The organism is Candidatus Falkowbacteria bacterium (genome assembly GCA_013336275.1).
Classification (GTDB): domain Bacteria; phylum Patescibacteriota; class Patescibacteriia; order Patescibacteriales; family GWE2-39-37; genus JAAXUA01.
On sequence record JAAXUA010000004.1, the window covers coordinates 54,673 to 77,076 of the forward strand.

Consider the following 22,404-nt stretch of genomic DNA (forward strand, 5'->3'; position numbering starts at 1 on the left):
AACAAGATAACCGTTTTTCTTTAAGTCTAAAGTCTTCCACACTATGTACGCCGAAGTCATCGAAAAATTCAAAGAGCTCGAGCAGAAGCTATCCGATCCAGCCGTCGTGAACGACCTGGAAAGGTTGAAGCTGGTCTCAAAGGAGCATGCCGACCTGAAAGAAATCGCCGAGATGGCCAACGAACTCAACCAAGCCCTGGAGCACATCAGGCAGAACGAGGAGATGCTCAATGAGGAAACGGACGAAGAGCTGAAGGAGATGGCGCAAGCCGAACTCGAGCCGCTCAGATCCAAAACCAAAGAGCTGATCGAACAGATTGAAGCCGAACTGCACCCGGCCGACCCCGACGACAAGAAGAACATCATCATGGAGATCCGCGCCGGCACCGGCGGTGACGAATCGGCCTTGTTCGCGGCCGATCTCTTCCGCATGTATTCCCTGTTCGCCGGCAAGATGGGCTGGAAGTTGGAACTTCTCGATTCGAATACCACCGGCATCGGCGGCTATAAGGAAGTTGTCTTCTCTGTCGCCGGCAAGAATGTTTACTCCAACCTGAAATTCGAAAGCGGCACCCACCGCGTCCAGCGCGTACCCGAGACCGAGAAAGCCGGACGCATTCACACCTCTGCCGCGACAGTCGCCGTACTGCCGGAAGCAACCGAAGTCGAAGTCCAGATCAGCGCCGCCGACCTACGTATCGATACCTACGCCGCCTCCGGTCCGGGCGGACAGAAGGTCAACACCACTAACTCCGCCATTCGTATCACTCATTTGCCGACCGGCCTGGTCGTCACCTGCCAGGATCAGAAATCGCAGCAGCAGAACAAGGTCAAGGCCATGGAAGTCTTGCGCACCCGCCTTTACGAAAAGATGCGCCACGACCAGCAGCAGGCCGAAGCCGCCGAACGCAAATCGCAAATCGGCTCGGGCGACCGCTCGGAAAAGATCCGCACTTACAATTTTCCCCAAGACCGCATCACCGACCACCGCATCAACACAACCTGGCACTCCATCACCCGCGTCATGGACGGCAATATGGACGAGATGGTCGCCGCCTTGAAGCAGGCCGAGGTCGCCTTGCGGCAGAAACAATAACCATCAGACAGAAACGGCGCTTCGCAGTGCCGTTTTTTAGTGGAAAAATGAACACCATCAAGACAACCCTACAACGTTTTCCAAGCATCTCGCGATTAGAAATCGAGACTATTATCGCCCATGTCCTGAAAAAAACACGCGAATTCATTTTGATTTCACCGGAACACGAGATTACGCGCAGCCAAATCGGCCGCATCGGAAAGCTGGTCCAGCGGCGCGAAGAAGGCGAGCCGTTGGCATACCTGACTGGCCACAAAGAATTCTACGGCCTGGATTTTTCGGTCGACTCAAACGTCCTTGTGCCGCGCCCCGAAACCGAATTGATCATCGACGAGCTCCTAGCTCAAGCCGCCAAAAAATCACCGGCCGCCATCATCGATGTCGGCACCGGCTCAGGCTGCATCGCTATCACCTTGGCCAAACTGCTCAATGACCGCTCAATCAAGTTCTTCGCCATAGATATCTCTGAACCAGCGTTAAGGATCGCGAAACGGAACGCGCACAAACATGGCGTAGGCCGAAGAGTCCGGTTCGTCGCTGGCGACCTGCTCTCGCCTTTGCCGAAATTCAAGATCGAAGCGGGTTCACGAGTCATCATCACCGCCAATCTGCCTTACTTGTCTCCGTCGCAGATTGACGCCTCGCCCTCAATACGGAAAGAACCGCGCCTCGCCCTCGAATCAGGCGCTGACGGGCTCAAGCACTATCGACAGCTTTTCCGCCAGATCCGCCAATCAGGATTTACCGACTTCAACCTGCTTTGCGAAATCGATGAAACCCAGGGCGCAAGCATGGCCGCGCTCATCCGCAAAGAGCTGCCGCAAGCGAAGTTCGAAATCAAGCAAGACCTCGGTCATTACGACCGCTTAGCTGTCATCAATTCAAAATAAAAAAGCCCCGGATAACCCGGGGCTTTTGCTATATATTCGCTATTCTGCTTTCTTTTCTGCGGCCGGAGCGGCTTCAGCTTCGACAACTGGGGCTTCTTCCTGCTTCTCCTGCTCGACCAGACTGACGATAGTCTCGTCGGACTCATGGGTGGCAGTCATGCCCTTTGGCATCTTCAGATCAGCGATGGTGATAGTATCGCCGAATTCGTTGAGCACTGACAGATCAACCTCGATGCTGTCCACCAAATCGTCAGGCAAGCATTCCACCTCGACGTGGTCATTGGCGCGATTGACGACCGCACCGAAATCCCTGACCGCCTTCGATTCGCCGACGAAATGCAGCGGAATCTCGACCGTCAGCTTCTCTTTCATATTAACCTTAAGGAAATCGACGTGCTGCACACGGCCTTTGACCTGCTCGCGCGAGACGTCATAAACGATGACCTTGACCTGTGATTTGCCATCGATAGACAAATCGACCAAGTGGGTTTCTCCAGCCTGGGAGAGCACCTTATCGAAATCCCGGGCGTTGACTTTGATTGCCTGGTTGGCAAATTCGTGGCCGTAAACAACGGCTGGCAGCAAGCCTTCTTTGCGCAATTTGTTCGGTTTCTCTGTTTTTACTTCACGGCTCAGCGCCGCCAATTTGATTGCTTCACTCATAATATTCGCTTATTTTGCTTAATATATGGACTTAATAACTTATTCTAGACCGGATTACGATGCTTTGCAAGACCCCGACCATCATCAGGTTCATAATGATCGAACTGCCGCCATAGCTCAAAAAGGGCAAAGCGATGCCGATGACCGGCAAAACGCCGAGATTCATGCCGATATTGACGAACATCTCGATAAAAATAAGGGTCAAAACGCCGAGAGTGAAGAAGACGCCGAAGTCATTCTTGGCTTGGCGCACGCTGGCCAGGCAGCGGTAAAAGAAGACGCCGAAAAATAACAGCACCAGCCCCACGCCGAGAAACCCCAGCTCCTCGGCCACGACGGCGAAAATGAAGTCGGTCTGGCTTTCGGGCAAGAATTTGAGCTGGGACTGGGAGCCGAAGCCGATGCCGCGGCCGGTCAAGCCGCCAGAGCCGACAGCGATGATGGCTTGGGCGACGTTATACCCCTGGTCCAGCGGATTGAATGAAGGATTAAGGAAGGTCATGATACGCTCCTTCTGGTACGGCTTGAAATAGAACGACCAGGCAGCGCCAAACATTACCGCCACCACCAGGAATAGGGTTATCAGATACTTCTTTTCCGAACCGGCCAGGATGATGATCGATAACCACAAGGCAAAAAGAAGCAGCCCCGAACCGAAGTCCGGCTGCAAGAGCACTAAGACGAAAAACAACAAGGTTCCGAGACCAGTGACAACCAGATGCTTGACCGGTGCGACTTTCAAGGAAGACGCTGAAAAATAGCGGGCCAGAAACAGGATCAGGACAAATTTGATGAACTCCACCGGTTGGACGCCGAAACCGAAGATATCGAACCAGCCGCGGGTGCCGTTGATGACTTTTCCGAAAACCAGCACCGCCACCAAAGCGATGACGCCGATCAAATAAAAATAATTACCGAAACTCCTAAGCCAATGATAATCCAGAAAAGCCAGGGCGAACATCAGGACAAAGCCGATGATTATGAAAAGAATCTGCTTCTTGAAATTAAGCAAATCAGCGCCACCCCTTCCCAGAGCGACGCTATATATTTCGACTAAGCCGATAGCTAATAATAGCAGCACCGAGGCCACCATTATCCAATCCATATTTTTGAGGTAAAGCAGTACCCGTCGCATCATAAGAGTTCTTAGAGCTTATCAGATAGGCTCTCGAACATTCTACTGCTCAACCGGGTGAGTTGGCAAGCTTTCCGCACTATTGAACTTGAGGAAATTGCCGGAGTCCAGAATATTCACGTTAGGCACGATTTCGATGTTGTCAGCCCGATTGAACTGGCCAAGGAAGTTGGCTGCTACTTCCTTCTTCTCATCCGACTGGAAATTATCGACACTGAACTGGTTGACGCCGATTAGCGACTGCCCGACATAGATGAAGGCGTCGAAATTGACCCGCAGATAATTATAAGAGCTGCGATTGATTGCCACGAACGATAACTGGCTCAAACTGAGCTTTTCCGAAAGGCCGCTGGTGCGGGCCGGGGTGAACTTCTTGTCCGTAATCTCGAAATTGAGGAATTTCGCCTTGAAAGCCGGCCAATCCGGGATGGTTTTCTTGCTGATGCGCTGCCAGCCGACATTGTCGATGACCAATTCAGCGCTAGCCGGACGCGGCGTGAACTCCTGTCCCAACTGCATGAGCCTTTTGCTTTCGCTAGGCAAGATAAACATGTCGGCTTTAGGCGTAGGCGTGCCATCGACAATGAAATGATATGTGATCAAGCCCCAGTGGCGCGGATTGACGTTTTCCACTTGGGCCACGAGATCGTATTTGCCATTGGCTGTCTCGAGCAGCTGAGTGGTGCCGGCAAGCAAATTCTTGGCGGAGATGCTGAGGATGTAATCGTGATCGACACCCTTGGTCGCCACGATCTGGTTAGCCAGCATGCGATCCTGATCGACTCCGATGACATAATAATAGCCGAAGCTAAACAAGGTATAGCCCCAAGATGCCAGACCGATAAACAAAAGGACGCCGGCCAACAGCTTGTACAGCTTGAATTTGTTTTCCGTGTACCACAAAGCGAATTCCAACTTCTTGATACTCAAGCCTTCCAAATCCTTATACTGGTCTGCTCTGGCCTGCTCTAACGGACCTTGAGGCGGATTTCCATTATTCATACTGAGATTGAATGATAAATATAGTTCAATTTTAGCACGAAAAGCGGGGCTTTGACAAATCAGAAATGGCAGGCAAAACCTTGCTAAAAACACCTATTTTTGCTACAATTATCACAGTATAAAGGGGTCACTTCTGCGGCTCCATTTTTGTGTTAAACTAGCTAATTTTAGGTATTATGGCCAAAGAAAAAGAAGCCAAGAAAGGCTCAACTTATGACGCCAGCTCGATTACGGTTCTTGAGGGCCTCGACCCGGTCCGCAAGCGCCCTGGCATGTACATCGGTTCGACCGGCTCAGCCGGCCTGCATCATCTGATCTGGGAAGTGGTCGACAATAGCATCGACGAAGCCATGGCTGGCCATGCTACCGAAGTCAGCGTCGCCCTCCTGCCCGATGGCCTAGTAGAAGTATCCGACAACGGCCGCGGCATCCCGACGGGCATGCACGCCTCGGGCGTTTCAGCGCTCGAGCTCGTGCTGACCAAGCTGCACGCAGGCGGCAAATTCGGCGGAGGCGGCTACAAAGTCTCCGGCGGCCTTCATGGCGTCGGTGTCTCGGTAGTCAACGCCCTAAGCACTTACCTTAAAGCCACTATCCATAACGACGGCAAGGTCTGGCAACAGGAATACAAGACCGGCACTCCGCAATACAAGGTGAAGTCGGTCGGCAAGTCCGACAAGACCGGCACCACCATCACCTTCAGGCCGGATGACACCATCTTCAGCGAACTCGAGTTCAATTGGGGCAAAATTCTTGACCGCATGCGCCAGCAGGCATATCTGACCAAAGGCGTCTCCATCCGCGTAGCCGACAAGCGCGAAGACCACTCGCCGAAAGAATACAAATTCCATTTCGAGGGCGGCATCAAAGCCTACGTCAAAGCGCTTAACCGCAACCAGGAAGTCAAGAACGACACCATCTTCTACGTCGAGAAAGAAATCAACGACTCCAAAGTAGAGGTGGCTTTGCAATACAACAACGAATACAACGAGACAATGATGTCGTTCGCCAACAACATCCACAACCCAGAAGGCGGCACCCACACCGTCGGTTTCAAAACCGCCCTGACCCGCACCCTGAACACCTATGCCCGCACCCAGAAATTATTGAAAGAAAAGGACGAGAACCTTTCCGGCGATGATGTCCGCGAAGGCCTGACCGCCATCATCTCCGTCAAACTTACCGACCCGCAGTTCGAAGGCCAGACCAAGGGCAAGCTCGGCAACACCGAGATGAAAACCTACGTCGAACAGGTCTTCGGCGAAGCATTCTCGACTTTCCTGGAAGAAAACCCCAAACAGGCCGAAGCCATGGTCGGCAAGTGCATCCTGGCTAGCCATGCCCGCATCGCTGCCCGTACCGCCCGCGCCAATATCCTGCGCAAAGGCGCCCTTGAAGGCATGACCCTCCCTGGAAAATTAGCCGACTGCTCCAGCCGAAAAGCTGAAGAGTGCGAACTCTACATCGTGGAGGGCGACTCGGCCGGCGGCTCAGCCAAGCAAGGCCGCGACCGCAAATTCCAAGCCATCCTGCCCTTGCGCGGCAAGATCTTGAATGTCGAACGCGCCCGCCTGGACAAGATGCTGGCAAATAATGAAATCAAGAATCTGGTCATCGCCCTCGGCACCAACATCGACGACCAGTTTGACCTGGAAAAACTGCGCTATCATCGCATCATCATCATGACCGATGCCGACGTTGACGGCGCCCACATCCGCACTCTGCTCCTAACCTTGTTCTACCGCCACTTCACGCCGCTGGTCACCAATGGCAATCTCTATATCGCCCAGCCGCCGCTCTACCAGATCAAGAAAGGCACGACTGCCCTCTATGCCTACTCTGACGCCGAAAAAGAGGCCATCCTCACGCAGCTCGGCGGAGGCAAGATCGAAGAAGTCGTCGAGACCGAAGAAGGTGCGGAAGGAGAAGAGGAAGAAGCCGAGACTCCGGAAAAGGCTAAGGCCAAGGCCTCCAGCCGCATCGTCATCCAGCGCTACAAAGGTTTGGGTGAAATGAACCCGGAACAACTCTGGTCGACGACCATGAACCCGGAACACCGCATCACCCGCCAAGTGACCGTCGAGGACGCGGCGGGGGCCAACGAGGTCTTCGAGATGCTGATGGGAGACGATGTCGCCTCCCGCAAGCACTTCATCCAGACCCACGCTCAAAAAGTAGAAAACCTGGACATATAAACGAAAGACCGCTCGAAAAGAGCGGTTTTTTGATAGGTTGACCGAATCACCTAATTCACATAAGATGTTACGAAACCGTTCATTAGATATCTGACCCCAAGGAGGTGACCGCCATGTTAGCCAAGATAAAGAGCATATTATCCGGGGCCCACGACAAGAAGAGATTTTTCAAAATCATCGCCACCCTCTACCCGACTCTCGACTGGCGCTACAAGCTGATCGAGAAAGCCTACAAGGATGCCAAAGACGCCTTCCGCTTGAAGAAGCGGGAAGACGGCCAGCGCTATTTCGAGCACTTGCGGTCTGTCGCTCTCATCGCCATCCTCTACCTCAGGACCCATGATTACAAGATCATCGTCGCCGCTCTGCTGCACGACATCGTCGAAGACGTGCCATCCTGGCCGATCGAAAGGGTCAAAGCCGAGTACGGCGAAGAGATCGCGCTGTTGGTCGAATGGATGACCAAGCCCTCATCCGAGTTTCCGGACAAAGAAGAGTGCCACCTGGTCTACCATCGCCGCTTCATCCATGCACCGAGGGAATTCTTCCTCATCAAGATGGCTGACCGTCTCCACAACCTGCTCACGATGTGGGTCTGCACCGCCGAGAAACGCGCGCGCAAGATCGAGGAGACCCGCCGATTCTATCTCCCCTTCGCTGAGAAGCATTTCATCCTCATTCACGAATTGGAAGCAGCCATCGAAGAGCTCTTGTCCCAACCCGTCACCGAGTGACACGCAAAAGCCGCCCCGACATATTACCGGGGCGGCTTTTTTCCTTATTTTGAGATTATTTCTTTTTCTTCTCCTTGACTACCACGATCGTGCACTCGGTCAACAGGGCGGCCAGAGCGCCGACGGCTGCCAAGACCGGGGCTAAGAGCACACCGACTGCACCGACGGTCAGGGGAATCTCCATGATTGACTTACCCTTCTCATCCTTGATGATGACCTTGCGGGCATTGCCCTCTTTGATAAGCTCCTTGACCTTCTTGACCAGCTTCTCGCCGGAAACTTTGAATTCCCTGGTGAATTCCTCTTCGGAAAACTTCTCCTTGTTTTGTTTAGCGCTAGGCATATGGTTGTGATTACTGCTAAATATTTTAAATCGCAGCTATCAGATGGCTCCCCGCTCTTTTAAAACGAAGAATGAGCGGGCGCAAGCTTCGACATCGGCCAAGGCATTGTGGGCGCCGTCAAAATCCTCATTAAAGAGGCAACGGTGCAGTTCGGTCAGGCTAGGCGCCTTGAAACCGCCGTACAGGCTGGGCAACTGGCAGACGCTCGCTCCTGCTTTCATCGTATCAAGCTGCGCCATATCGAGCGGCGAGGTCGGCAAGCCGAGACGGAGCAATTCGGCGCCGACGATCTTCAGGTCGAAGGCGATGTTGTGCGCCACCAGAAATCTGGCCTCGGCGGTGGCGCGACTGAAGTCGATCAACGCCTGCTCGAGCTCGCGACCCTCGTTCCAGGCCCGCTCGGTCGAGATGCCGTGGATCTTGAATGCCGCCTCAGGAATGGTGAATCCGCTCGGCCGGATAAGATAGTTATGGCTATTCAAAAGGTTGCCTTGCTCGTCGTAATGCTGCCAGGCCAGCTGGACCATGCGCGGCCAATTGTCAGAGTCGGTGATCGGCGCTTTCCAATTCTTGGGCAAGCCAGTCGTCTCGGTGTCAAAAAATATGTACATTCAGTTTAGTTCTTCGATCTTATATGATTCGATATTATTTCCTTCGTAGTCGAAATGGAATTCTCCGCGGATCCTTTTGCCCTCAAGTACTGGCGGCAGCCAGTGGATGTCGTCTGCCCACATCTGGGCATACGGGATGTCCTCAAGCTTGAACCACTGGGGACGCATCTCCTCGGTCTCTCCCGGCGTTCCGGTCCAAGAACGCAATGCATAGATATGCACTTCCTGATCCCATTCCGGACGTCCCTTGAAACGGAAAATGCTAGATGCCACCTTAGTCAGATCCTCCGGCCTGGCCTTGAGCCCGACCTCCTCTTCCAATTCTCGGATGGCCGTCACTTCCGGCGCTTCTCCCGGTTCGACCTTGCCCCCTGGGCCGTTCCATTTTCCCGCCCCGAAACCCCGCTTTTTCATAGCCAGCAATATTTCGTCCTGGCGGAACAATAAGCACAAGGTTGCCTGTTTCATAGCCTTAATTGTACCTTTTTACCGTCAGCAAGTCCAGAAAAGGCCTCCTCAACGCAAAGGCGCTCGTTCAAGCGCCTTGCACTGCGGCCTGGGCTGATTTCCCGTCCTATTTAATCATCTCATCCATCTTCTGCTCCATTGCCTTCATATCTTCCTCCGAACCGCCAAGAACTTCCGGATGCGCCATCTGGGCGTGATCCATCATCTCTTTTTTGACCTCGTCTTTAGTCTGGCCGTGGGCGACGAAATGGCAATCCATGCCCATGTCCTGGCATTTTAGCGACATCATATTTACCACCCCCTCTCTTTATTTATATCTATATTTCATCATTCCGCGTCGAGATTAATTTAAGGTTAAGAAAAGGCGCCCCCAGTGATATGCTGGGAGCGCCTAAAAACGATTCGCTTCTCCTTACTCTTTCGGAGTGACGGTGACCTTGAGCAGGAAATGATCCTTTTCGATTCCCTCGAGCAGCTGGTCGCATCCGAGGGCGATGTCGGCGAGCTGAATCCGCTCGTGCTCGAGGGTTCCGTCTTCGGCCGGTTCGTTGATCGACACGAAGCCGATCTTCGTTTTTCCGGTCGAGGTGAAAACCTCCAAGTACCGCGGGCGGGCGTTTACGTGCCTGCTCGGTTCCGCCTCCAGCTTCTTGCGTGACGGATAGTAGCAGGCACGTCCGTAGATAACGACGATCTTGACCGCATCCATCCTGAGCAGCTCGCGCAGAAGTTTCAACCGTCTGATACGCCTTTCTGGCGGAAGTTCATTGAACTCCATCACTCGCCGCTCGATTTTCCGTTCTGCCGTGAATTTTGCCACAAGCAACCTCCTTTTGGTTATTCCTCAATCAGAACTGCAAGCTTCTTACGGTATCGACGATTTCTTTGACAGGGGGATCGGGCGGAAAGCCGTCCATCGACCCATGCGCCCGCCTGAGGTGGGCGACGATCAGCAGCATGGCGGTTTCTTCGCCGTAAACCTTCGACACGGTCGCGTAGGCCTCGATGCCGTCGATCTCCACCAGCCTGGCAGCCTCATTCATCTCCTCGATCGACAATACCAGTTTTTCGTTGAGACGCTCCCTGATTTTCATCAGCCGGGAACAGAATTCCTCTTCCGTCAGCACGGTCTTGGCCGGATCGGCTTCGCCGATGCTGTGCCTTAGGACCTCATTGCCGGTCGCCAGCAAGGCGCGGACAAAATCGGTATTTTGGGACAGCGCCGCAAAAGCGCGATCCAACAGCTCCTGATATGCGGCAGAACTTCTCGGATACTCCTTGCCTTTCCACCACAAAGTCTGAGCGGATTGCCAGACCGGGTTCCTTTCGGTCCCGATCATTTTGGCTACCCTGCCCTTGAACTGGCAGATGAGCACCTGAGTTTCAGGGTTCTCGAACTTGAAAGCCTGCAATAGCGCTTCCATGCAGCCGCATTCCACGCCATCGAACAGGAAGGCGTATGCCCTGAAATTGGACAAATCGCCTGCCACACCTTTCATGTCGCCTCGGATATCAATCATATCTCCCTCCCTCCATCGAATTTGACAACGAACAACGATTCACCAAAATAACATGATTATCCATATTTTTCAAGTCCGGCTAGGCCTTAATGCCATTTTAATGAGGCGGGACTATTCTGACATTAAGAATTAAAACAACCCTATGGACAAGCCTAAAATAAAGATAATACTGGCCAGCATCCGCGAAGAACGGGCGGGTGCCAAGGTCGCCGACTGGCTCATGGACATCGTCCGGCAAGATAGCCAGGCTGATTTCGAGTTGCTGGACCTGCGAGACTACCCACTGCCGATGTTCTCTGATGCCGTGCCTCCAAGTGCGCGCCAAGGTCCGCACCCAGATCCGACAGCCAGGCGCTGGCTCGAAAAGATCGATGACGGTGACGGCTTCATCGTCGTCACTCCGGAATATAATCATGGCTACCCGGCGGCACTGAAGAACGCCTATGACTACGGCTACAAGGAGTGGAATGAAAAAGCTATCGGCTTCGTCGGTTATGGCGGAGCGGCTGGCGGCTCCCGGTCAGTCGAGCAGCAGCGGCTGGTAGCCGCTGAACTGCGGATGTACAGCGTCCGCGACCAAGTCCTGATTCCCTTCATCTGGTCCGCTTTCGATGATGACGGCCACCTGAAGAACGAAGATAATCACGCCAAGAATGCCAGGCTAGTCATCGACTCCGTCGTCAGCCTGGCAGGCAAGCTTAAAAAATCAAACTTAAACCACTAAACTAAACATATGAACAGAGTAACGCATTTCGAAGTCCAAGCCGACGACATCGAGCGGGCCAAGAAATTCTATGAAGAGGCTCTGGGTTGGAAAATAGAACAATGGATGAAGAAGGAAGATGGCGGGATGGATTACTGGGGTCTCATGACAGGTAAGGAAGGCGAACGCGGTATCAACGGCGGGCTGTATGAGCGGCCCAAGGACGGCCCAGACAGATTCTATCTTTACGACTGCACCGTCGAAGTCGACGACTTGGATAAGGCAGTCGCTGACGTCAAGCGGGCTGGCGGCAGCATCACCAAGGAAAAGTCCGAGATGCCGGGTATCGGCTGGTTTGCCGGAGCCAAGGACACCGAAGGCAACCGCTTCGGCCTAATGCAACCGACCGCTGAATACAAGAAGTAACCGAGACAATAAAAAGACGCGCCCTTCCGGGTGCGTCTTTGGTGCTATCAGAGTATCGATTAGCGCTTTTTCCTTTTTGCAGCCTTTTCTTCAAGCATGACTCGCTTTACTTCCAGGCGCTTGGCGGTCTTGTGCGGACTGCCGGTCTTTTTACTGCCCACTCCGGTGCTTCTTTTTGCCATATTCGTATATTTATTAATAATACTAATATTACCGTGTTAAGCGTATTAAATCAACCCGGTAAAAAATATGCTTGACATTTTTTTCATATTGTGCTACAATATATCTAAGTGAAAAAAATATTTTAAAAAAGAGAATTCGTCGAGCTTTAAAAATGTTTGATTTACCATTTTACAAAGTAATGATATCACATCATGAACGGAGTTATCAAAAAGAAGACTGACAAAGGTTTCGGCTTCATCGCCATCGATGGCGAAAGCAAGGACCTGTTCTTCCACAGCAATTCCCTGGTCGGCGTCAGCTTTGACCAGATCAACGAGGGTGACCAGGTCACTTTCGAATCAGCGGAATCGCCGAAAGGTATGAACGCAGTCAACGTTAAGCTCGCTTAACCTCGACTCATATAAAACTCCCGGGCAAATGCCCGGGAGTTTTTTTATTTGAAAAAAACCCACCGAAGCGGGTTCCCCGTCAGTGGGTTGATTGGTTTCAATTAAAAGGAGACGGCACCACGCCCTCGCCGGTCAGCGACAGCAGTCCGGGGGACCACATGAACGCATCCGGTTGCCGGGACAAGGCCTCGAAATCTTCTTCGGCCAGAATCCTGATCGCCCGGCCTTCGTCGCCGATTTCGGCGTTAAAGGCGATCTTCTCAGACAGGTTCGCAAGCAGATTCAGCTCGAGCAGCTTGGCCTGCCGCTTGGGCAACAGTTCCCAGACTTTCTTCAAGACCTCCAGATCGGTGCAGATGAACAGCTCGAGCCCTTCGCTGACCAAGGCCGGAAAAGTGCCCATCAGGCCGTGTTTCAGTATCAGCAGGTACCCGGGAATCGCTTCGTAGCCTTCAAGTCCCTGCTCTCTCGCTTCACCCATGGTTGTCGGTTTCTGCATCTCGTATTCTCCTTATCGTTCAGGGTTGGACTGCCATTGATCAGCTCAGAGACAAACGCTGATTTCGCGGTGGTTGTTATGATTTCATATCCTGTCATGCGCCACTTCAAGCCTTTCCGTGGCACACCCTCTCATGTTCCTGCGCCATTTCCGACTTGATGCGGTTTCCGCACGCCTCGCAGATGTAGCAGCAAGGAGCGAAATGCATCATCCCTGAATCTTTGTCGTGGCATGAACAGCCGCATTGATAAAGAAAAATAATGCTGCATCTCAGCTGCATCAGCCTGAAGCAGAATTCTTCCTCAGTCAGGATGTCTTCGTTCGGATCAGCTACGCCTATCGAGTGAGTCAGGACTTCAGTTCCCGTATCCCAGAGGGCCTTCCGGTAACTTTCATTCTGAATAAATAGAGCGGCATAGGCCCTGTCGAGCAATTCCTGATATTCCTGGCCGTGGCGATCATATGTTTTGCCGCGCCAGTTCAATTCGTGCTTGCCCTGCTTCCAGGTCTCAATTCGCTCAAGTCCGAATCGCTTAGCCTCGATGCCGACCAGCTTGCACACCGACTCCTGCAGTGCCAGGTCGTCAGTCAGCAAAGACTGCAGAAAACCTTCCATCGAAGCGCACAAGACGCCATCCAAGTAGAAGAAGTAGGCGGCGAAGTTGGTCAAGGCGCCAGCCGGGTAAGGCAATTTTGATTTGATCTCCATAAATCCTCCACTAAGGTCGGGATAAAAATCCGGTATTCATCTGCGCCTACCCGGTAAACGACTTCAAGTAAACATCGTACCAATCCGTACCGCTGCCCACGAGCACCTCGGTCCTCGCACCGTTCTTCCTAGCTAGGAAGAAAACCTGCTTCGTGTAGTCGAAGCTTGGGACAGGCTCGCAGATCAAGGTGACCTGCTCGCCAACCTGCAATTGGGCAGCCGCTTTTTTGCTTGTGGTAAAGAAAAACTTACCACCCTGCTCCTTGACCATGTACTCACGGCCTTCATCTTTGGTAATTTCTCCAATCACGACCGTCACTACTGCGACAACAATCGAACTGCAATTTTTAATGACCATGACTCAATCTCCTTTGTGATAGTTATTTTTTACAACTAGCTTAGTTTAAGGAAAATTTGATTTTATACCATAACACATTACTATTATTTTGTCCATCATGCCCCATTAGGACAGGAGCTCACGCCTCACCAGTCCGCCGTCGCGGGCTGGTTCGTTGCCCTGGGCAGCGCAGAAGTGATTCCCATCACTTCTGCGGCGCTCGACTGCGATGTTGCTCTGGTGAGCAACATCTTGCTCACTGCTGCCCGCCTGCCTGCCGGTAGGCAGGTTCGAGTCCCATTCCAAAATCAATAATAAAAAGGAGCACTTCTGACGAAGTGCTCCTTTTTATTATTGGCTCGGGGATAGGGACTCTCACCGGGGCGGAAGCCCCACGCCTCACGCATTAGTTTTCTTTCGGCCCTATCCACAAACAAAACAAAATCAGCCCCAGAAGGGACTGATTTCATTTTGCTCGGGGATAGGGACTCGAACCCCAATTGACGGGACCAGAACCCGCTGTCCTACCATTAGACGATCCCCGAATATATGCATTTTTTCAATACAAAAAGGCGGTTAAGCCTTGTTTGCTATTGTAACCGAATTACTAGAAATTGTCAATCGCTTCCCTTATCTCTGGCAAAGCTGCAATGGCCGCTTTGGCTCCGGCGCTGATGAAATTATCAACCTTGAAGAATTTGAAGCTGGAAACCAGGCCGTTGCCGTTGAGGTCGGGTCTGATCGTTACCACCTTCTGGTGTTCCGTCTGACCATCCCAAACCGACTTGTTGCGGATGGTTTCGTATGATTGCATCATGGTAAATATCAAATCCGGCTTCTCTTTCAGCTTGCTTCCCCGCTTCAAAACCAAGTCCACGGCAATAACGATATCAGCGCCCCAGGCCAAAGCCTCGGCAATCGGCGTCGGGCTGGCCACTCCGCCATCGACCAGATAATCATCTCCCAATTTGACCGGCGGGAAGACCCCTGGTACGGCAATACTCGCCTGGATAGCGTTAGCCAAGTTGCCCTTGTTGATAATGACCGGTTGGCCGTCAGCCAGGTTGGTGGCTATGATCCATAAAGGAGCCGAAAGGTGGTTGAAATCGTTGCGACCGACCAGTTTCTCGATATAGCGATGGGCTTTCTTACCCTTGAGTAGCGAATACTTAGGAACAGCCAGATCGACTATTTCCTTGATGGCCTTGCGCTTGTTAAAGCCACGGGCCTCGGTCTCGAAGTGGTCGAGCCGGCCCAGCAGATGGCAGGCGCCGACGATGGCGCCCATGCTGGTGGCGACGATGGCATCGATGGTGATGCCTGCGGCCTCGAGCGTCCTCAAGACGCCGACATGGGCCAGGCCGCGAGCGCCGCCGCCGCCCAAAGCCAAAGCGACCTTCGGCCGCCTGCGAGCACTAATCTTGGTTGTTGCCTCCTCTTTTTTTGCCATATCTTATCTTTAGCCGACGACCTTGCCGCCGAATGCCTTTAATAAATTATCGATCATCTTGTCGTTTTCCGGTTTGGCCGGAGCCTCGGCTGCCGGAGCGGGACTTGGAGCATCAGCTCTGGGTGCGCCCTCACCCGCCGTAACTTCTAGCTGCTCATCGATGACCGCTTCGATCGTCAGGCTAGTCGAATAAGTCTCGTGTAGCACCCGCTCCAAAAGCGACTTGATACTCGGATCCATGATGCGATCCTTGTGGAATTTGTATTTGAAAGCCAGGCACAGCTCGTTGCCGTTGAGACTCTTCGGCTGGCAGACTTTCAGGATGAAAGATAATGAATGATTGTAAGTCTTGATGCGGACCAGGAACTCGTTCCATTTAGACAGGATAAGCTCGTAATCGAGATTTCCGGAACTGATCACCTCGCTCTTAGGCGCTTGGACTTCAGGCGCCGGCGCGGCCTTGGCCGCCGAAGCGGAGCCGCCAACGGACGGAATGGCGATGGCTGCCGGCTGGGCTGGGGCGGTACAGATGCGGGCGATCATCAGCTCGAGCGGTAATTGGACGATGAAGCTTGATTTGAGTTCTGAAGCCGCCTTGATGCTATGTTCCAGGAAAGCCAGTAATTGTTCTTGCGTCAAGCCTTTGCTGATCTGACTCAGGCGCATCTCCAGAGCCTCGCCCAATTCCAGGCCGAGCCAGTCGGATAAGGCCGGATTGATTTTCATGAGCATCAGCTTGCGCAGCATCTCGATGACATCGACCATGAAGACCTTGATATCGACGCCTTCATCTAACAGCTTGTTGACCAAACGGATACCGGAGGCGGCGTCCTTGTTGGACAGTATCTCGATCAGGCTAGCTACTTCACCGAGGTCGCTCCTCGGGATGACCAGGTCGGCATCGGCCTGTGAAATTTCCTTGCCGCCCAGATTGACCAGCTGGCCCAAGAGGCTCTCGGCATCGCGCATATGGCCGTCGGCATGTCGGGCGATCGATTCCAGAATGTTCTTCTCAACCTTGATATCTTCCTGATTCACGATGTGGGTCAGTTTGCGCACGACTTCACTCAAGCTGATCCGCTTGAAATCGAAGCGCTGGCAACGGGAGATGATGGTGGCCGGCACCTTGTGGACTTCGGTCGTGCAAAGGACGAACAGGACGAATTCTGGCGGTTCTTCCAAGGTTTTCAGAAGCGCGTTGAACGCAGCCGTCGAAAGCATATGGACTTCGTCGATGATGAAGACTTTACGTTTGAACCTCGACGGCGCGACGCGCGCACTGGCAATAATGTTCTCGCGGACGTTGTCGACGCCGGTATGGCTGGCAGCATCGATCTCGATCACGTCGAAACTCCGTCCGGCGCTGATCTCGACGCAAGCGTCGCAGACGCCGCACGGTTCGTATTGTTCCGGCTTGCGGTTCAAGCAGTTGGCTGCCTTGGCCAGTACGCGGGCTAGCGTCGTCTTGCCGACGGCGCGCGGGCCGCAAAAAAGATAGGCATGCGCCAGCTTATCGGCCACCAGCTCATGCTGCATGATGACCTTGATATGGTTCTGTCCTACTACCTCGGCAAAATTCTGCGGCCGGTACTTGCGGTATAGCGTTGCCATATTTTATCAAAAAAATAAATGTCTCGGATTAATAAAAAAGCCAGAGGCTTTTCGTATGGTCGGGAATCGATGCCCCTTGGCCATAAAAACAGCGCCCATGGCGCATTCGCGATATACCGGTATTTTAACGGTAATACCGCCACAAATCAAGCTGACCAAGCAAAAAGAGCCTTTATCGAGGCTCTTTTGCTAATATTAGTCAAGCTATTTTTTGATGATATTCTCTACGGCCGCCCAGCGGGATTCGCCGTCTTTGGGTACCAGGATGACCACCTCGTCGCCGTCATCGCCCTTGAAGTAAGTGATGCTGGCATTGAGCAGCCGCCAGGTCTTGCCGTCGACGATGGCCAGGAAGTCGTTCTCCCCTGACCGGCGCAACTGGCCGACCAGGCGCGTCCGTTCGATCGGACCGATCTGCTTGTAGAGGAACGTACCGTTCTTGGTGATGACCAGCTTCAGCCGGTCGCCTTCGACCAACTTTGATTTTGAGGCATAGTTGGCCGAGACATGATACTCGTGCCCGTCCGGACCGATCATGTTGACGCCATCGAAGACGCCTTCGATCACATTGCCATCCTCTGCTTCTTGGCTGGTGGCTCGGATGCTTGTAGCCAGAAGGTCCAGTTGTTCAGTCGAAACGGAACCGTTGTCCAGAAGCTTCAGAAGTTGCTCGCTCGATTCCTTGATATTGGAAAGGAGCTTGCGGATGATGTCGACTTTGTTCTGATTCAGGGTCAGCTGGCTGTCTTCGGCCGGAGCTGGCTCGTCAGTATCCATTTGTGAAAGTTCTTCAGTGACATCCAAGATTTCTTGGTCTTCAGCATTCTGCATGTCCATAGTTTTTGCTTTTATTTTTAGGTTTTGTTATGTTAGCGAATTTTATTTTTTTTGTAAACATCGCCCGGGACCCCAAAATCACGAAAGCGGCTAGACTTTAGCCGCTATCTTGGTTTTCTTGACCAGAGTGACCCCGGCTTTGGCTTTCCGGGCAATCTCTCGTTCAAGTATCTTGCTGATGCGATCGACGACCTGGGTCGGCGTAAAGTCGGCTTTGACCAGATAATCAGCGGTGCCGATATCGAAAAGCGCTTTTTTGTCCTGTTCATTGGAAAGGTTGGTCAGGCTGATGACCGGGACATGCATGGTTTCCGGGTTGCTTTTGATCTTCTTCAAAAGATAGAAGCCGTCCCCTCCGGCCATAACCACATCAGACAAGACCAGGTCGGGCATATTTTCCAAAACCAAATCGAAACCATCCTTGCCGTTATGGGCGGTATGGACCTCGTAACCCTCGAGGCGCAGTTTTTCGCCGTAAAGGTCTACCAGCCATTTGTCATCATCGGCCAAAACGATGACCTTTTTGCTTCTTTTCATATTTTTTTCGATTTAGCTTTGATAGCTGTATTATAACAAATTTTGCGTTTCCGGGCAAAGGGATGGTCAGATATTTACCCGCCGCCTAATCTCTTCTTCGATGATATTGCGATCCTGGCCGTATTTCAGGCGCGATAGGCTCTTGATCCTCATCGCCAGCTCGTCGCGTTTGATTCCGGGCAAGGGCCAGGGCGTAGCCATCGAGAAAGCCCGTGAGGCGGAATTGTCTATCAGCAGCTTGATGTAGGCCGAGAACTTCTCGACATTGATGAGGTCGTATTGGTTGAAAACCGGCGCGAACTCCTTGGACAATTCCTCGGCATCTTCGGAACCGATCTTGAAAGAGACCCAGGTGCCGACGTTGCCGAAAACCGCGTCCTTGATCGAAGAGTCCTGGCCTTTGACCAGTTGTCCCAGATACTGGTGAGCCATGACCAGGTTGAGATTGTATTTGCGAGCTTCGGACAGGATGGAACAGATCGAATCGGTGGTGAAATTCTGAAACTCGTCGATATAGAGATAGAAATCCTTGCGCTGCTCTTTGGGCATGTCGGTGCGGGACAAAGCGGCGACCAGGATCTTGCCGACCAGGATCATACCCAAGAGGTAGGCATTGAGCTCGCCGACCTGACCCTTGGGCAGGCTGACCAAGAGGATCTTCTGCCGATCCATCAGGTCGCGCAAATTGAACGAGCTCTTCTGTTGGCCGATGATCGGCCTCATCATATCGTTGGAAATGAAGGAAGTCAGTTTCGAGGTGATATACGGCACGACGTTGGCCAAAGCCGCATCGCCCCCGGCTTTCTCCGCCTCTTTGCGCCAAAAATCGACGACCGTCGGATCGGAACAGCGGGAGAGTTTCATCCGGCGGAACTCGGCGTCGGCCAAGACCTTGGGAATCTCCATTAGGGTCGAGCCGCTTTCCGGGTCAGACATGACCAGGAGCATGGCGTTGCGCATATACTGCTCGAAGATCGGGCCGCCGGTGGATTTGAGGTCGTACAGCTTATCGAAAATCTTAATCATCTCATTAATGACGAACGACTTCTGCTCGGGATAGCGCGGATCGAACTCCATCAGATTCAAAGCCAGCGGGCGCTCGATGTCGGCCGGCGAGAACAGGATCACGTCCTCGGCCCGCTCCGGCGGGATACGCTTCAAGATATCGTCGATCAGGTCACCGTGCGGATCGATCACCCCGACGCCTTCTCCGTTCAAGATGTCCTGGATAGCCATCGAGGCCAAGAGGACGGACTTACCGACGCCGGACTTACCGACGATATAGGTATGGCGGCGGCGGTCTTCGCGCTTGATGCGCACGTCGCGCACCACGCCACGATAGATATTGCGTCCCAGGACGATGCCTTCGTTGGGGATTTCGGTCGGGGCCGGGGCGTGCTTAGCCGTCAGCCACAGGATGTTCGGCGTCTCGGTCCACCTGAGCGGCAGGTGGAACAGGCTGGACAGTTCTTCGGTATTCAGAAGGAAGCTCAGCTTATCGTCGAAGCGGCGATAGATATAATCCTTCATGAATTTCTTGTGCTTCCAGCTTTTAACGAAAGAGTTGATCTTGTTGTTGAAAGAATTGCCATATTCGTAAAGATTGTACTGGGCGAAGGCGCCGATGATGTTGGCCAGATAGCCGCGCGACTGCTGGAGGCTGCCGGTGCTGACGATGATGCGCAGATTGACGTCCAAACCGGCCTTGGCGTTCTTCTCTTCCAGATTCTTAAGGATCGCCTCGTCCATGGCATTGGTCCGCTGCATCGTCTGCTGCTGTTGCTGCTTCTGTTTATCCTCCGGACTCGTGCCTTTGAAATAGCTGAAGAACTCGGCCCAGGGCGAAGTATTCAAAGCCTCGTGCAGCGGCTTGCCTTGCCGGACTTTGGAGAAGACGCGGCTGGCTTTGCCGTGCCAAGCGCCTTTGGCGCTGCGCACGATATATTGGATGACTAACGATTCATTCTCGCCCAGTTTCGACAGGACGTTGATGATCGAGTTCAGCGGGTCGGTCTCCATCTTGTTGTAAGTCCGGATCGGGAAGATGAAGCTGCGGCGCGTCTTGAGCCAGCCGAAATCGACGACGCTCTGCGGCGTGAAGATATTATAATCGCGCGCCTCTTCGACCACCGCTTCCGGGTAATGGGCCTGGACCTGCTGCTCGAGGTAGCGGGCCATCGGCCGCGGCGCCACCAAGTAGAACGCTATTACTTTCTTGCTGGCGACAATCTCGAAGGAAAAATGATCGCGTCGGCCAAAGAGCCACGGCAGGACGCCGCGCTCAGCCCGCAGGCCGCCGATTGAGGAAAACAGGGTCTCACCCCGGGCGATTTCCTCGCGCAGCTGCTGCACCGTCAAATTATTGTCCTTGTCGGTCGGCTTTTCCTTGGACAGGCGCACCAGATAGATGACATGGTCGAAGTAGTGGCTGCTCTTGGCGTAATGGGTGATAAGCTTCTTGATGATCGCCAGCACCACGAACAAGGCGACCAAGGCGCCGAAAGTATAGACCAGGGCCAGATCGACGAAAGCGGTCGGGTCGAGCGGCTGGCTCACAGGTTGTTCGAGTCCGTAGTTCATGGCTTGGGCTGACGCATCTTCAAGAGTTCGTCAGTTTTTATTTTAGCTTCCTGTTCGATAAAGAATCGGTTGATGCCAGGCAGGATCTTGAGCCAGTCCTTGATCAGGCTAATAATCTTGGTGACCTGGATTTTGGTAGCCATGAGCAGCTGATTGATTTGGCGGGCGGTCTGCTCACCGACCCGGCGGAACTCGCGCTGCTTGTCTGGCGGCATCTGGGCATAAAGCTCAGCCAAGCCGTCTTCCATAATCCTCTCTATCTGTTGCACTTCCGGCGAGGCGGGCGAGATTATCAGGTCATCGGTCTGCGGCGTGACAGCTGGCAGCGGGAAATCTCCTTCGCCGACCCGTTCGGCCGGCTTCGGCGCCTCTGGCCGCTGCTCGACCGTGACCGGTTTCTCCGGAGAAAAACCTGAAGGCCGCTCGGGTTGGAGCGGCTGTTCTGGACGCAAAACATTGGCTGGACGGATGTCCATAGAGTAATCGGCTAGGTTCTTTAAGTTACCGATATTATAACACAAAATAATATTTGCTCCAAAAAAAACGCCCCGAACTGGTTCGGGGCTGGCATAAAAATCAATGGGGCAAGAAAATCGTACCCAGTTCCGGCACTGGTTTGCCGAGCATCTGGGCGGTCGCTTGCAAAAAAGCGTCCTTTTCGTGGGCCGGCAGAAGCATGGCGTTGATATTCGAATGGACCAGCTTGAAAATCTGCTCCAGCTTGGTCCGCATACCTTCGGCACCGTGGCCGTATTGGCTGCCGCCATTAGCGTACCCGAGCACCGTTTCGCGCTCCGAAAGCGTCACCCGCCTGACAACCTCGTGCTCGCTTTTCATCAAGCCAGGCCGGTCGATGCCGAAGAGGACGAAATCCAACTTGAGGGTCGAGGCCGCAGTCGCGGTCAGACGGTCGTTGTCCTCGCACTTCTCCATGTTCTTGAGCTCCTGGTTGTTGACGGGGTCATTCGCATTGATGACCAGCTGGACACCTTCGTCAAAGGCTTCGAAGACCGTAGCGGAAAAAATTTCCGGGTGGCGGAAATCGTGGTCAGTCACCAGGATCTGTCCGACGTCCTTGACGCCATGCTCGCGAAAGCAATGGGAATACACGGACATCAGGCGCAACTGGCCGACCGATGCCCGCAGGTTCTTCGAGCGGCGATCTTCCGAATCGCTGGCAACAGCGCCGGACGTCACCAGTAAAACGCGGTGGCCTTGCTGGCGCAACTCCGCGATCTGCCTAGTGAGATCATGGATAAAGCTGAAATTCACCTCTTCCCGGCCCGAGCTGGCATCCACCAGCAGATTCGAACCGACCTTGATGGCTAAATTGGCCATAGCTACCTCCTTGCACGGATTTTTTATGTTAACGGTTAAAAAAGGACTGATTTACGATTATTTACCCTACCCGATTTTGCATCAATTGTCAAACTGTGCCATAATATAGATAATAACTTTCATCCTGCCGCCAGGCCGGATGGCAAA

The 22,404-nt window shown here is 53.2% G+C and carries 26 protein-coding genes and 1 tRNA gene; 7 read left to right on the top strand and 20 right to left on the bottom strand.

The window, feature by feature from the left end:
* The first annotated feature begins 43 nt into the window (after nucleotides 1-43).
* Both prfA and prmC read left to right on the top strand, forming a co-directional pair.
* On the top strand, nucleotides 44-1,096 hold the full coding sequence (gene prfA / locus HGA34_04075; protein NTW22685.1) for a peptide chain release factor 1: 1,053 nt from the start codon (nucleotides 44-46) through the stop codon (nucleotides 1,094-1,096).
* A gap of 47 nt (nucleotides 1,097-1,143) precedes the next feature.
* A complete protein-coding gene (gene prmC, locus HGA34_04080; protein NTW22686.1) occupies nucleotides 1,144-1,986 on the top strand; it encodes a peptide chain release factor N(5)-glutamine methyltransferase in 843 nt (280 codons plus the stop codon).
* A gap of 39 nt (nucleotides 1,987-2,025) precedes the next feature.
* Here the strand turns inward: prmC and HGA34_04085 are convergent, their stop codons facing one another.
* The 3 genes from HGA34_04085 to HGA34_04095 all read right to left on the bottom strand — a co-directional run bounded on the left by HGA34_04085 (nucleotide 2,026) and on the right by HGA34_04095 (nucleotide 4,786).
* The gene (locus HGA34_04085; protein NTW22687.1) at nucleotides 2,026-2,649 is read right to left on the bottom strand and encodes a 50S ribosomal protein L25; all 624 of its coding nucleotides are present in this window, start codon (nucleotides 2,647-2,649) and stop codon (nucleotides 2,026-2,028) included.
* Nucleotides 2,650-2,680: 31 nt separating this feature from the next.
* Nucleotides 2,681-3,754 (bottom strand): rod shape-determining protein RodA, encoded by a 1,074-nt coding sequence (gene rodA / locus HGA34_04090; GenBank protein NTW22688.1) that lies wholly within the window; start codon nucleotides 3,752-3,754, stop codon nucleotides 2,681-2,683.
* A gap of 72 nt (nucleotides 3,755-3,826) precedes the next feature.
* Nucleotides 3,827-4,786, bottom strand: coding sequence for a hypothetical protein (locus HGA34_04095; GenBank protein ID NTW22689.1), 960 nt, complete (start codon nucleotides 4,784-4,786; stop codon nucleotides 3,827-3,829).
* A gap of 176 nt (nucleotides 4,787-4,962) precedes the next feature.
* On the opposite strand from HGA34_04095, the gene gyrB reads away from it, so the two are divergent.
* Together gyrB and HGA34_04105 are read left to right on the top strand one after the other, a co-directional pair.
* Complete coding sequence (gene gyrB, locus HGA34_04100; GenBank protein NTW22690.1) at nucleotides 4,963-6,981, top strand: DNA topoisomerase (ATP-hydrolyzing) subunit B; 2,019 nt, start codon at nucleotides 4,963-4,965, stop codon at nucleotides 6,979-6,981.
* 113 nt (nucleotides 6,982-7,094) lie between these two features.
* On the top strand, nucleotides 7,095-7,715 hold the full coding sequence (locus HGA34_04105; protein NTW22691.1) for an HD domain-containing protein: 621 nt from the start codon (nucleotides 7,095-7,097) through the stop codon (nucleotides 7,713-7,715).
* A gap of 55 nt (nucleotides 7,716-7,770) precedes the next feature.
* Here HGA34_04105 and HGA34_04110 read toward each other — a convergent pair whose 3' ends face one another.
* From HGA34_04110 to HGA34_04135, 6 genes are all read right to left on the bottom strand, one after another.
* On the bottom strand, nucleotides 7,771-8,058 hold the full coding sequence (locus HGA34_04110) for a DUF4342 domain-containing protein (protein NTW22692.1): 288 nt from the start codon (nucleotides 8,056-8,058) through the stop codon (nucleotides 7,771-7,773).
* 39 nt (nucleotides 8,059-8,097) lie between these two features.
* Nucleotides 8,098-8,670 (bottom strand): 3'-5' exonuclease, encoded by a 573-nt coding sequence (locus HGA34_04115; protein NTW22693.1) that lies wholly within the window; start codon nucleotides 8,668-8,670, stop codon nucleotides 8,098-8,100.
* Nucleotides 8,671-9,138: an 8-oxo-dGTP diphosphatase gene (locus HGA34_04120; protein NTW22694.1), complete on the bottom strand. Its 468-nt coding sequence runs from the start codon at nucleotides 9,136-9,138 to the stop codon at nucleotides 8,671-8,673.
* Nucleotides 9,139-9,244: 106 nt separating this feature from the next.
* Nucleotides 9,245-9,427: a DUF1059 domain-containing protein gene (locus tag HGA34_04125; GenBank protein ID NTW22695.1), complete on the bottom strand. Its 183-nt coding sequence runs from the start codon at nucleotides 9,425-9,427 to the stop codon at nucleotides 9,245-9,247.
* 123 nt (nucleotides 9,428-9,550) lie between these two features.
* On the bottom strand, nucleotides 9,551-9,958 hold the full coding sequence (locus HGA34_04130) for a hypothetical protein (GenBank protein ID NTW22696.1): 408 nt from the start codon (nucleotides 9,956-9,958) through the stop codon (nucleotides 9,551-9,553).
* Nucleotides 9,959-9,986: 28 nt separating this feature from the next.
* Entirely contained in the window at nucleotides 9,987-10,655 is a 669-nt protein-coding gene (locus tag HGA34_04135) for a hypothetical protein (GenBank protein NTW22697.1), read from the bottom strand.
* Between the two features lie 145 nt (nucleotides 10,656-10,800).
* On the opposite strand from HGA34_04135, the gene HGA34_04140 reads away from it, so the two are divergent.
* The 3 genes from HGA34_04140 to HGA34_04150 all read left to right on the top strand — a co-directional run bounded on the left by HGA34_04140 (nucleotide 10,801) and on the right by HGA34_04150 (nucleotide 12,359).
* Nucleotides 10,801-11,382, top strand: a complete 582-nt coding sequence (locus HGA34_04140) for an NAD(P)H-dependent oxidoreductase (GenBank protein NTW22698.1) — start codon at nucleotides 10,801-10,803, stop codon at nucleotides 11,380-11,382.
* Between the two features lie 9 nt (nucleotides 11,383-11,391).
* Entirely contained in the window at nucleotides 11,392-11,787 is a 396-nt protein-coding gene (locus HGA34_04145) for a VOC family protein (GenBank protein NTW22699.1), read from the top strand.
* A gap of 371 nt (nucleotides 11,788-12,158) precedes the next feature.
* Nucleotides 12,159-12,359: a cold shock domain-containing protein gene (locus tag HGA34_04150; GenBank protein ID NTW22700.1), complete on the top strand. Its 201-nt coding sequence runs from the start codon at nucleotides 12,159-12,161 to the stop codon at nucleotides 12,357-12,359.
* A 97-nt stretch (nucleotides 12,360-12,456) separates the two neighbouring features.
* On the opposite strand, the gene HGA34_04155 is transcribed toward HGA34_04150, so the two are convergent.
* The 11 genes from HGA34_04155 to HGA34_04205 all read right to left on the bottom strand — a co-directional run bounded on the left by HGA34_04155 (nucleotide 12,457) and on the right by HGA34_04205 (nucleotide 22,257).
* Nucleotides 12,457-12,858, bottom strand: a complete 402-nt coding sequence (locus HGA34_04155; protein NTW22701.1) for a hypothetical protein — start codon at nucleotides 12,856-12,858, stop codon at nucleotides 12,457-12,459.
* A 106-nt stretch (nucleotides 12,859-12,964) separates the two neighbouring features.
* Nucleotides 12,965-13,567 (bottom strand): hypothetical protein, encoded by a 603-nt coding sequence (locus HGA34_04160; GenBank protein NTW22702.1) that lies wholly within the window; start codon nucleotides 13,565-13,567, stop codon nucleotides 12,965-12,967.
* Nucleotides 13,568-13,613: 46 nt separating this feature from the next.
* Nucleotides 13,614-13,925: a hypothetical protein gene (locus tag HGA34_04165; GenBank protein ID NTW22703.1), complete on the bottom strand. Its 312-nt coding sequence runs from the start codon at nucleotides 13,923-13,925 to the stop codon at nucleotides 13,614-13,616.
* Between the two features lie 453 nt (nucleotides 13,926-14,378).
* Nucleotides 14,379-14,449: transfer RNA gene (locus HGA34_04170), tRNA-Gln, on the bottom strand.
* A gap of 62 nt (nucleotides 14,450-14,511) precedes the next feature.
* Nucleotides 14,512-15,354: a hypothetical protein gene (locus HGA34_04175; protein ID NTW22704.1), complete on the bottom strand. Its 843-nt coding sequence runs from the start codon at nucleotides 15,352-15,354 to the stop codon at nucleotides 14,512-14,514.
* Between the two features lie 9 nt (nucleotides 15,355-15,363).
* Nucleotides 15,364-16,965 (bottom strand): DNA polymerase III subunit gamma/tau, encoded by a 1,602-nt coding sequence (gene dnaX / locus HGA34_04180; protein NTW22705.1) that lies wholly within the window; start codon nucleotides 16,963-16,965, stop codon nucleotides 15,364-15,366.
* 204 nt (nucleotides 16,966-17,169) lie between these two features.
* Nucleotides 17,170-17,802, bottom strand: coding sequence for a hypothetical protein (locus HGA34_04185; GenBank protein ID NTW22706.1), 633 nt, complete (start codon nucleotides 17,800-17,802; stop codon nucleotides 17,170-17,172).
* 90 nt (nucleotides 17,803-17,892) lie between these two features.
* On the bottom strand, nucleotides 17,893-18,339 hold the full coding sequence (locus tag HGA34_04190) for a response regulator (GenBank protein ID NTW22707.1): 447 nt from the start codon (nucleotides 18,337-18,339) through the stop codon (nucleotides 17,893-17,895).
* Nucleotides 18,340-18,405: 66 nt separating this feature from the next.
* A complete protein-coding gene (locus HGA34_04195; GenBank protein NTW22708.1) occupies nucleotides 18,406-20,919 on the bottom strand; it encodes a type IV secretion system DNA-binding domain-containing protein in 2,514 nt (837 codons plus the stop codon).
* Nucleotides 20,916-21,395 (bottom strand): hypothetical protein, encoded by a 480-nt coding sequence (locus tag HGA34_04200; protein ID NTW22709.1) that lies wholly within the window; start codon nucleotides 21,393-21,395, stop codon nucleotides 20,916-20,918. The genes HGA34_04195 and HGA34_04200 overlap by 4 nt, the downstream gene beginning before the upstream one ends.
* A gap of 100 nt (nucleotides 21,396-21,495) precedes the next feature.
* Nucleotides 21,496-22,257: a hypothetical protein gene (locus HGA34_04205; GenBank protein ID NTW22710.1), complete on the bottom strand. Its 762-nt coding sequence runs from the start codon at nucleotides 22,255-22,257 to the stop codon at nucleotides 21,496-21,498.
* Nucleotides 22,258-22,404 lie beyond the last annotated feature (147 nt).

Excerpts from the sequence above, each read along its gene's own strand:
- HGA34_04175 (NTW22704.1), bottom strand. The coding sequence starts at position 15,354 with ATGGCAAAAAAAGAGGAGGCAACAACCAAGATTAGTGCTCGCAGGCGG.
- HGA34_04115 (NTW22693.1), bottom strand. The coding sequence starts at position 8,670 with ATGTACATATTTTTTGACACCGAGACGACTGGCTTGCCCAAGAATTGG.
- HGA34_04190 (NTW22707.1), bottom strand. The coding sequence starts at position 18,339 with ATGAAAAGAAGCAAAAAGGTCATCGTTTTGGCCGATGATGACAAATGG.
- gyrB (NTW22690.1), top strand. The coding sequence starts at position 4,963 with ATGGCCAAAGAAAAAGAAGCCAAGAAAGGCTCAACTTATGACGCCAGC.
- HGA34_04110 (NTW22692.1), bottom strand. The coding sequence starts at position 8,058 with ATGCCTAGCGCTAAACAAAACAAGGAGAAGTTTTCCGAAGAGGAATTC.
- rodA (NTW22688.1), bottom strand. The coding sequence starts at position 3,754 with ATGGATTGGATAATGGTGGCCTCGGTGCTGCTATTATTAGCTATCGGC.
- dnaX (NTW22705.1), bottom strand. The coding sequence starts at position 16,965 with ATGGCAACGCTATACCGCAAGTACCGGCCGCAGAATTTTGCCGAGGTA.
- HGA34_04200 (NTW22709.1), bottom strand. The coding sequence starts at position 21,395 with ATGGACATCCGTCCAGCCAATGTTTTGCGTCCAGAACAGCCGCTCCAA.
- prfA (NTW22685.1), top strand. The coding sequence starts at position 44 with ATGTACGCCGAAGTCATCGAAAAATTCAAAGAGCTCGAGCAGAAGCTA.
- HGA34_04140 (NTW22698.1), top strand. The coding sequence starts at position 10,801 with ATGGACAAGCCTAAAATAAAGATAATACTGGCCAGCATCCGCGAAGAA.
- HGA34_04205 (NTW22710.1), bottom strand. The coding sequence starts at position 22,257 with ATGGCCAATTTAGCCATCAAGGTCGGTTCGAATCTGCTGGTGGATGCC.
- HGA34_04155 (NTW22701.1), bottom strand. The coding sequence starts at position 12,858 with ATGCAGAAACCGACAACCATGGGTGAAGCGAGAGAGCAGGGACTTGAA.
- HGA34_04085 (NTW22687.1), bottom strand. The coding sequence starts at position 2,649 with ATGAGTGAAGCAATCAAATTGGCGGCGCTGAGCCGTGAAGTAAAAACA.
- prmC (NTW22686.1), top strand. The coding sequence starts at position 1,144 with ATGAACACCATCAAGACAACCCTACAACGTTTTCCAAGCATCTCGCGA.
- HGA34_04120 (NTW22694.1), bottom strand. The coding sequence starts at position 9,138 with ATGAAACAGGCAACCTTGTGCTTATTGTTCCGCCAGGACGAAATATTG.
- HGA34_04195 (NTW22708.1), bottom strand. The coding sequence starts at position 20,919 with ATGAACTACGGACTCGAACAACCTGTGAGCCAGCCGCTCGACCCGACC.
- HGA34_04095 (NTW22689.1), bottom strand. The coding sequence starts at position 4,786 with ATGAATAATGGAAATCCGCCTCAAGGTCCGTTAGAGCAGGCCAGAGCA.
- HGA34_04125 (NTW22695.1), bottom strand. The coding sequence starts at position 9,427 with ATGATGTCGCTAAAATGCCAGGACATGGGCATGGATTGCCATTTCGTC.
- HGA34_04145 (NTW22699.1), top strand. The coding sequence starts at position 11,392 with ATGAACAGAGTAACGCATTTCGAAGTCCAAGCCGACGACATCGAGCGG.
- HGA34_04105 (NTW22691.1), top strand. The coding sequence starts at position 7,095 with ATGTTAGCCAAGATAAAGAGCATATTATCCGGGGCCCACGACAAGAAG.
- HGA34_04185 (NTW22706.1), bottom strand. The coding sequence starts at position 17,802 with ATGGACATGCAGAATGCTGAAGACCAAGAAATCTTGGATGTCACTGAA.
- HGA34_04160 (NTW22702.1), bottom strand. The coding sequence starts at position 13,567 with ATGGAGATCAAATCAAAATTGCCTTACCCGGCTGGCGCCTTGACCAAC.
- HGA34_04165 (NTW22703.1), bottom strand. The coding sequence starts at position 13,925 with ATGGTCATTAAAAATTGCAGTTCGATTGTTGTCGCAGTAGTGACGGTC.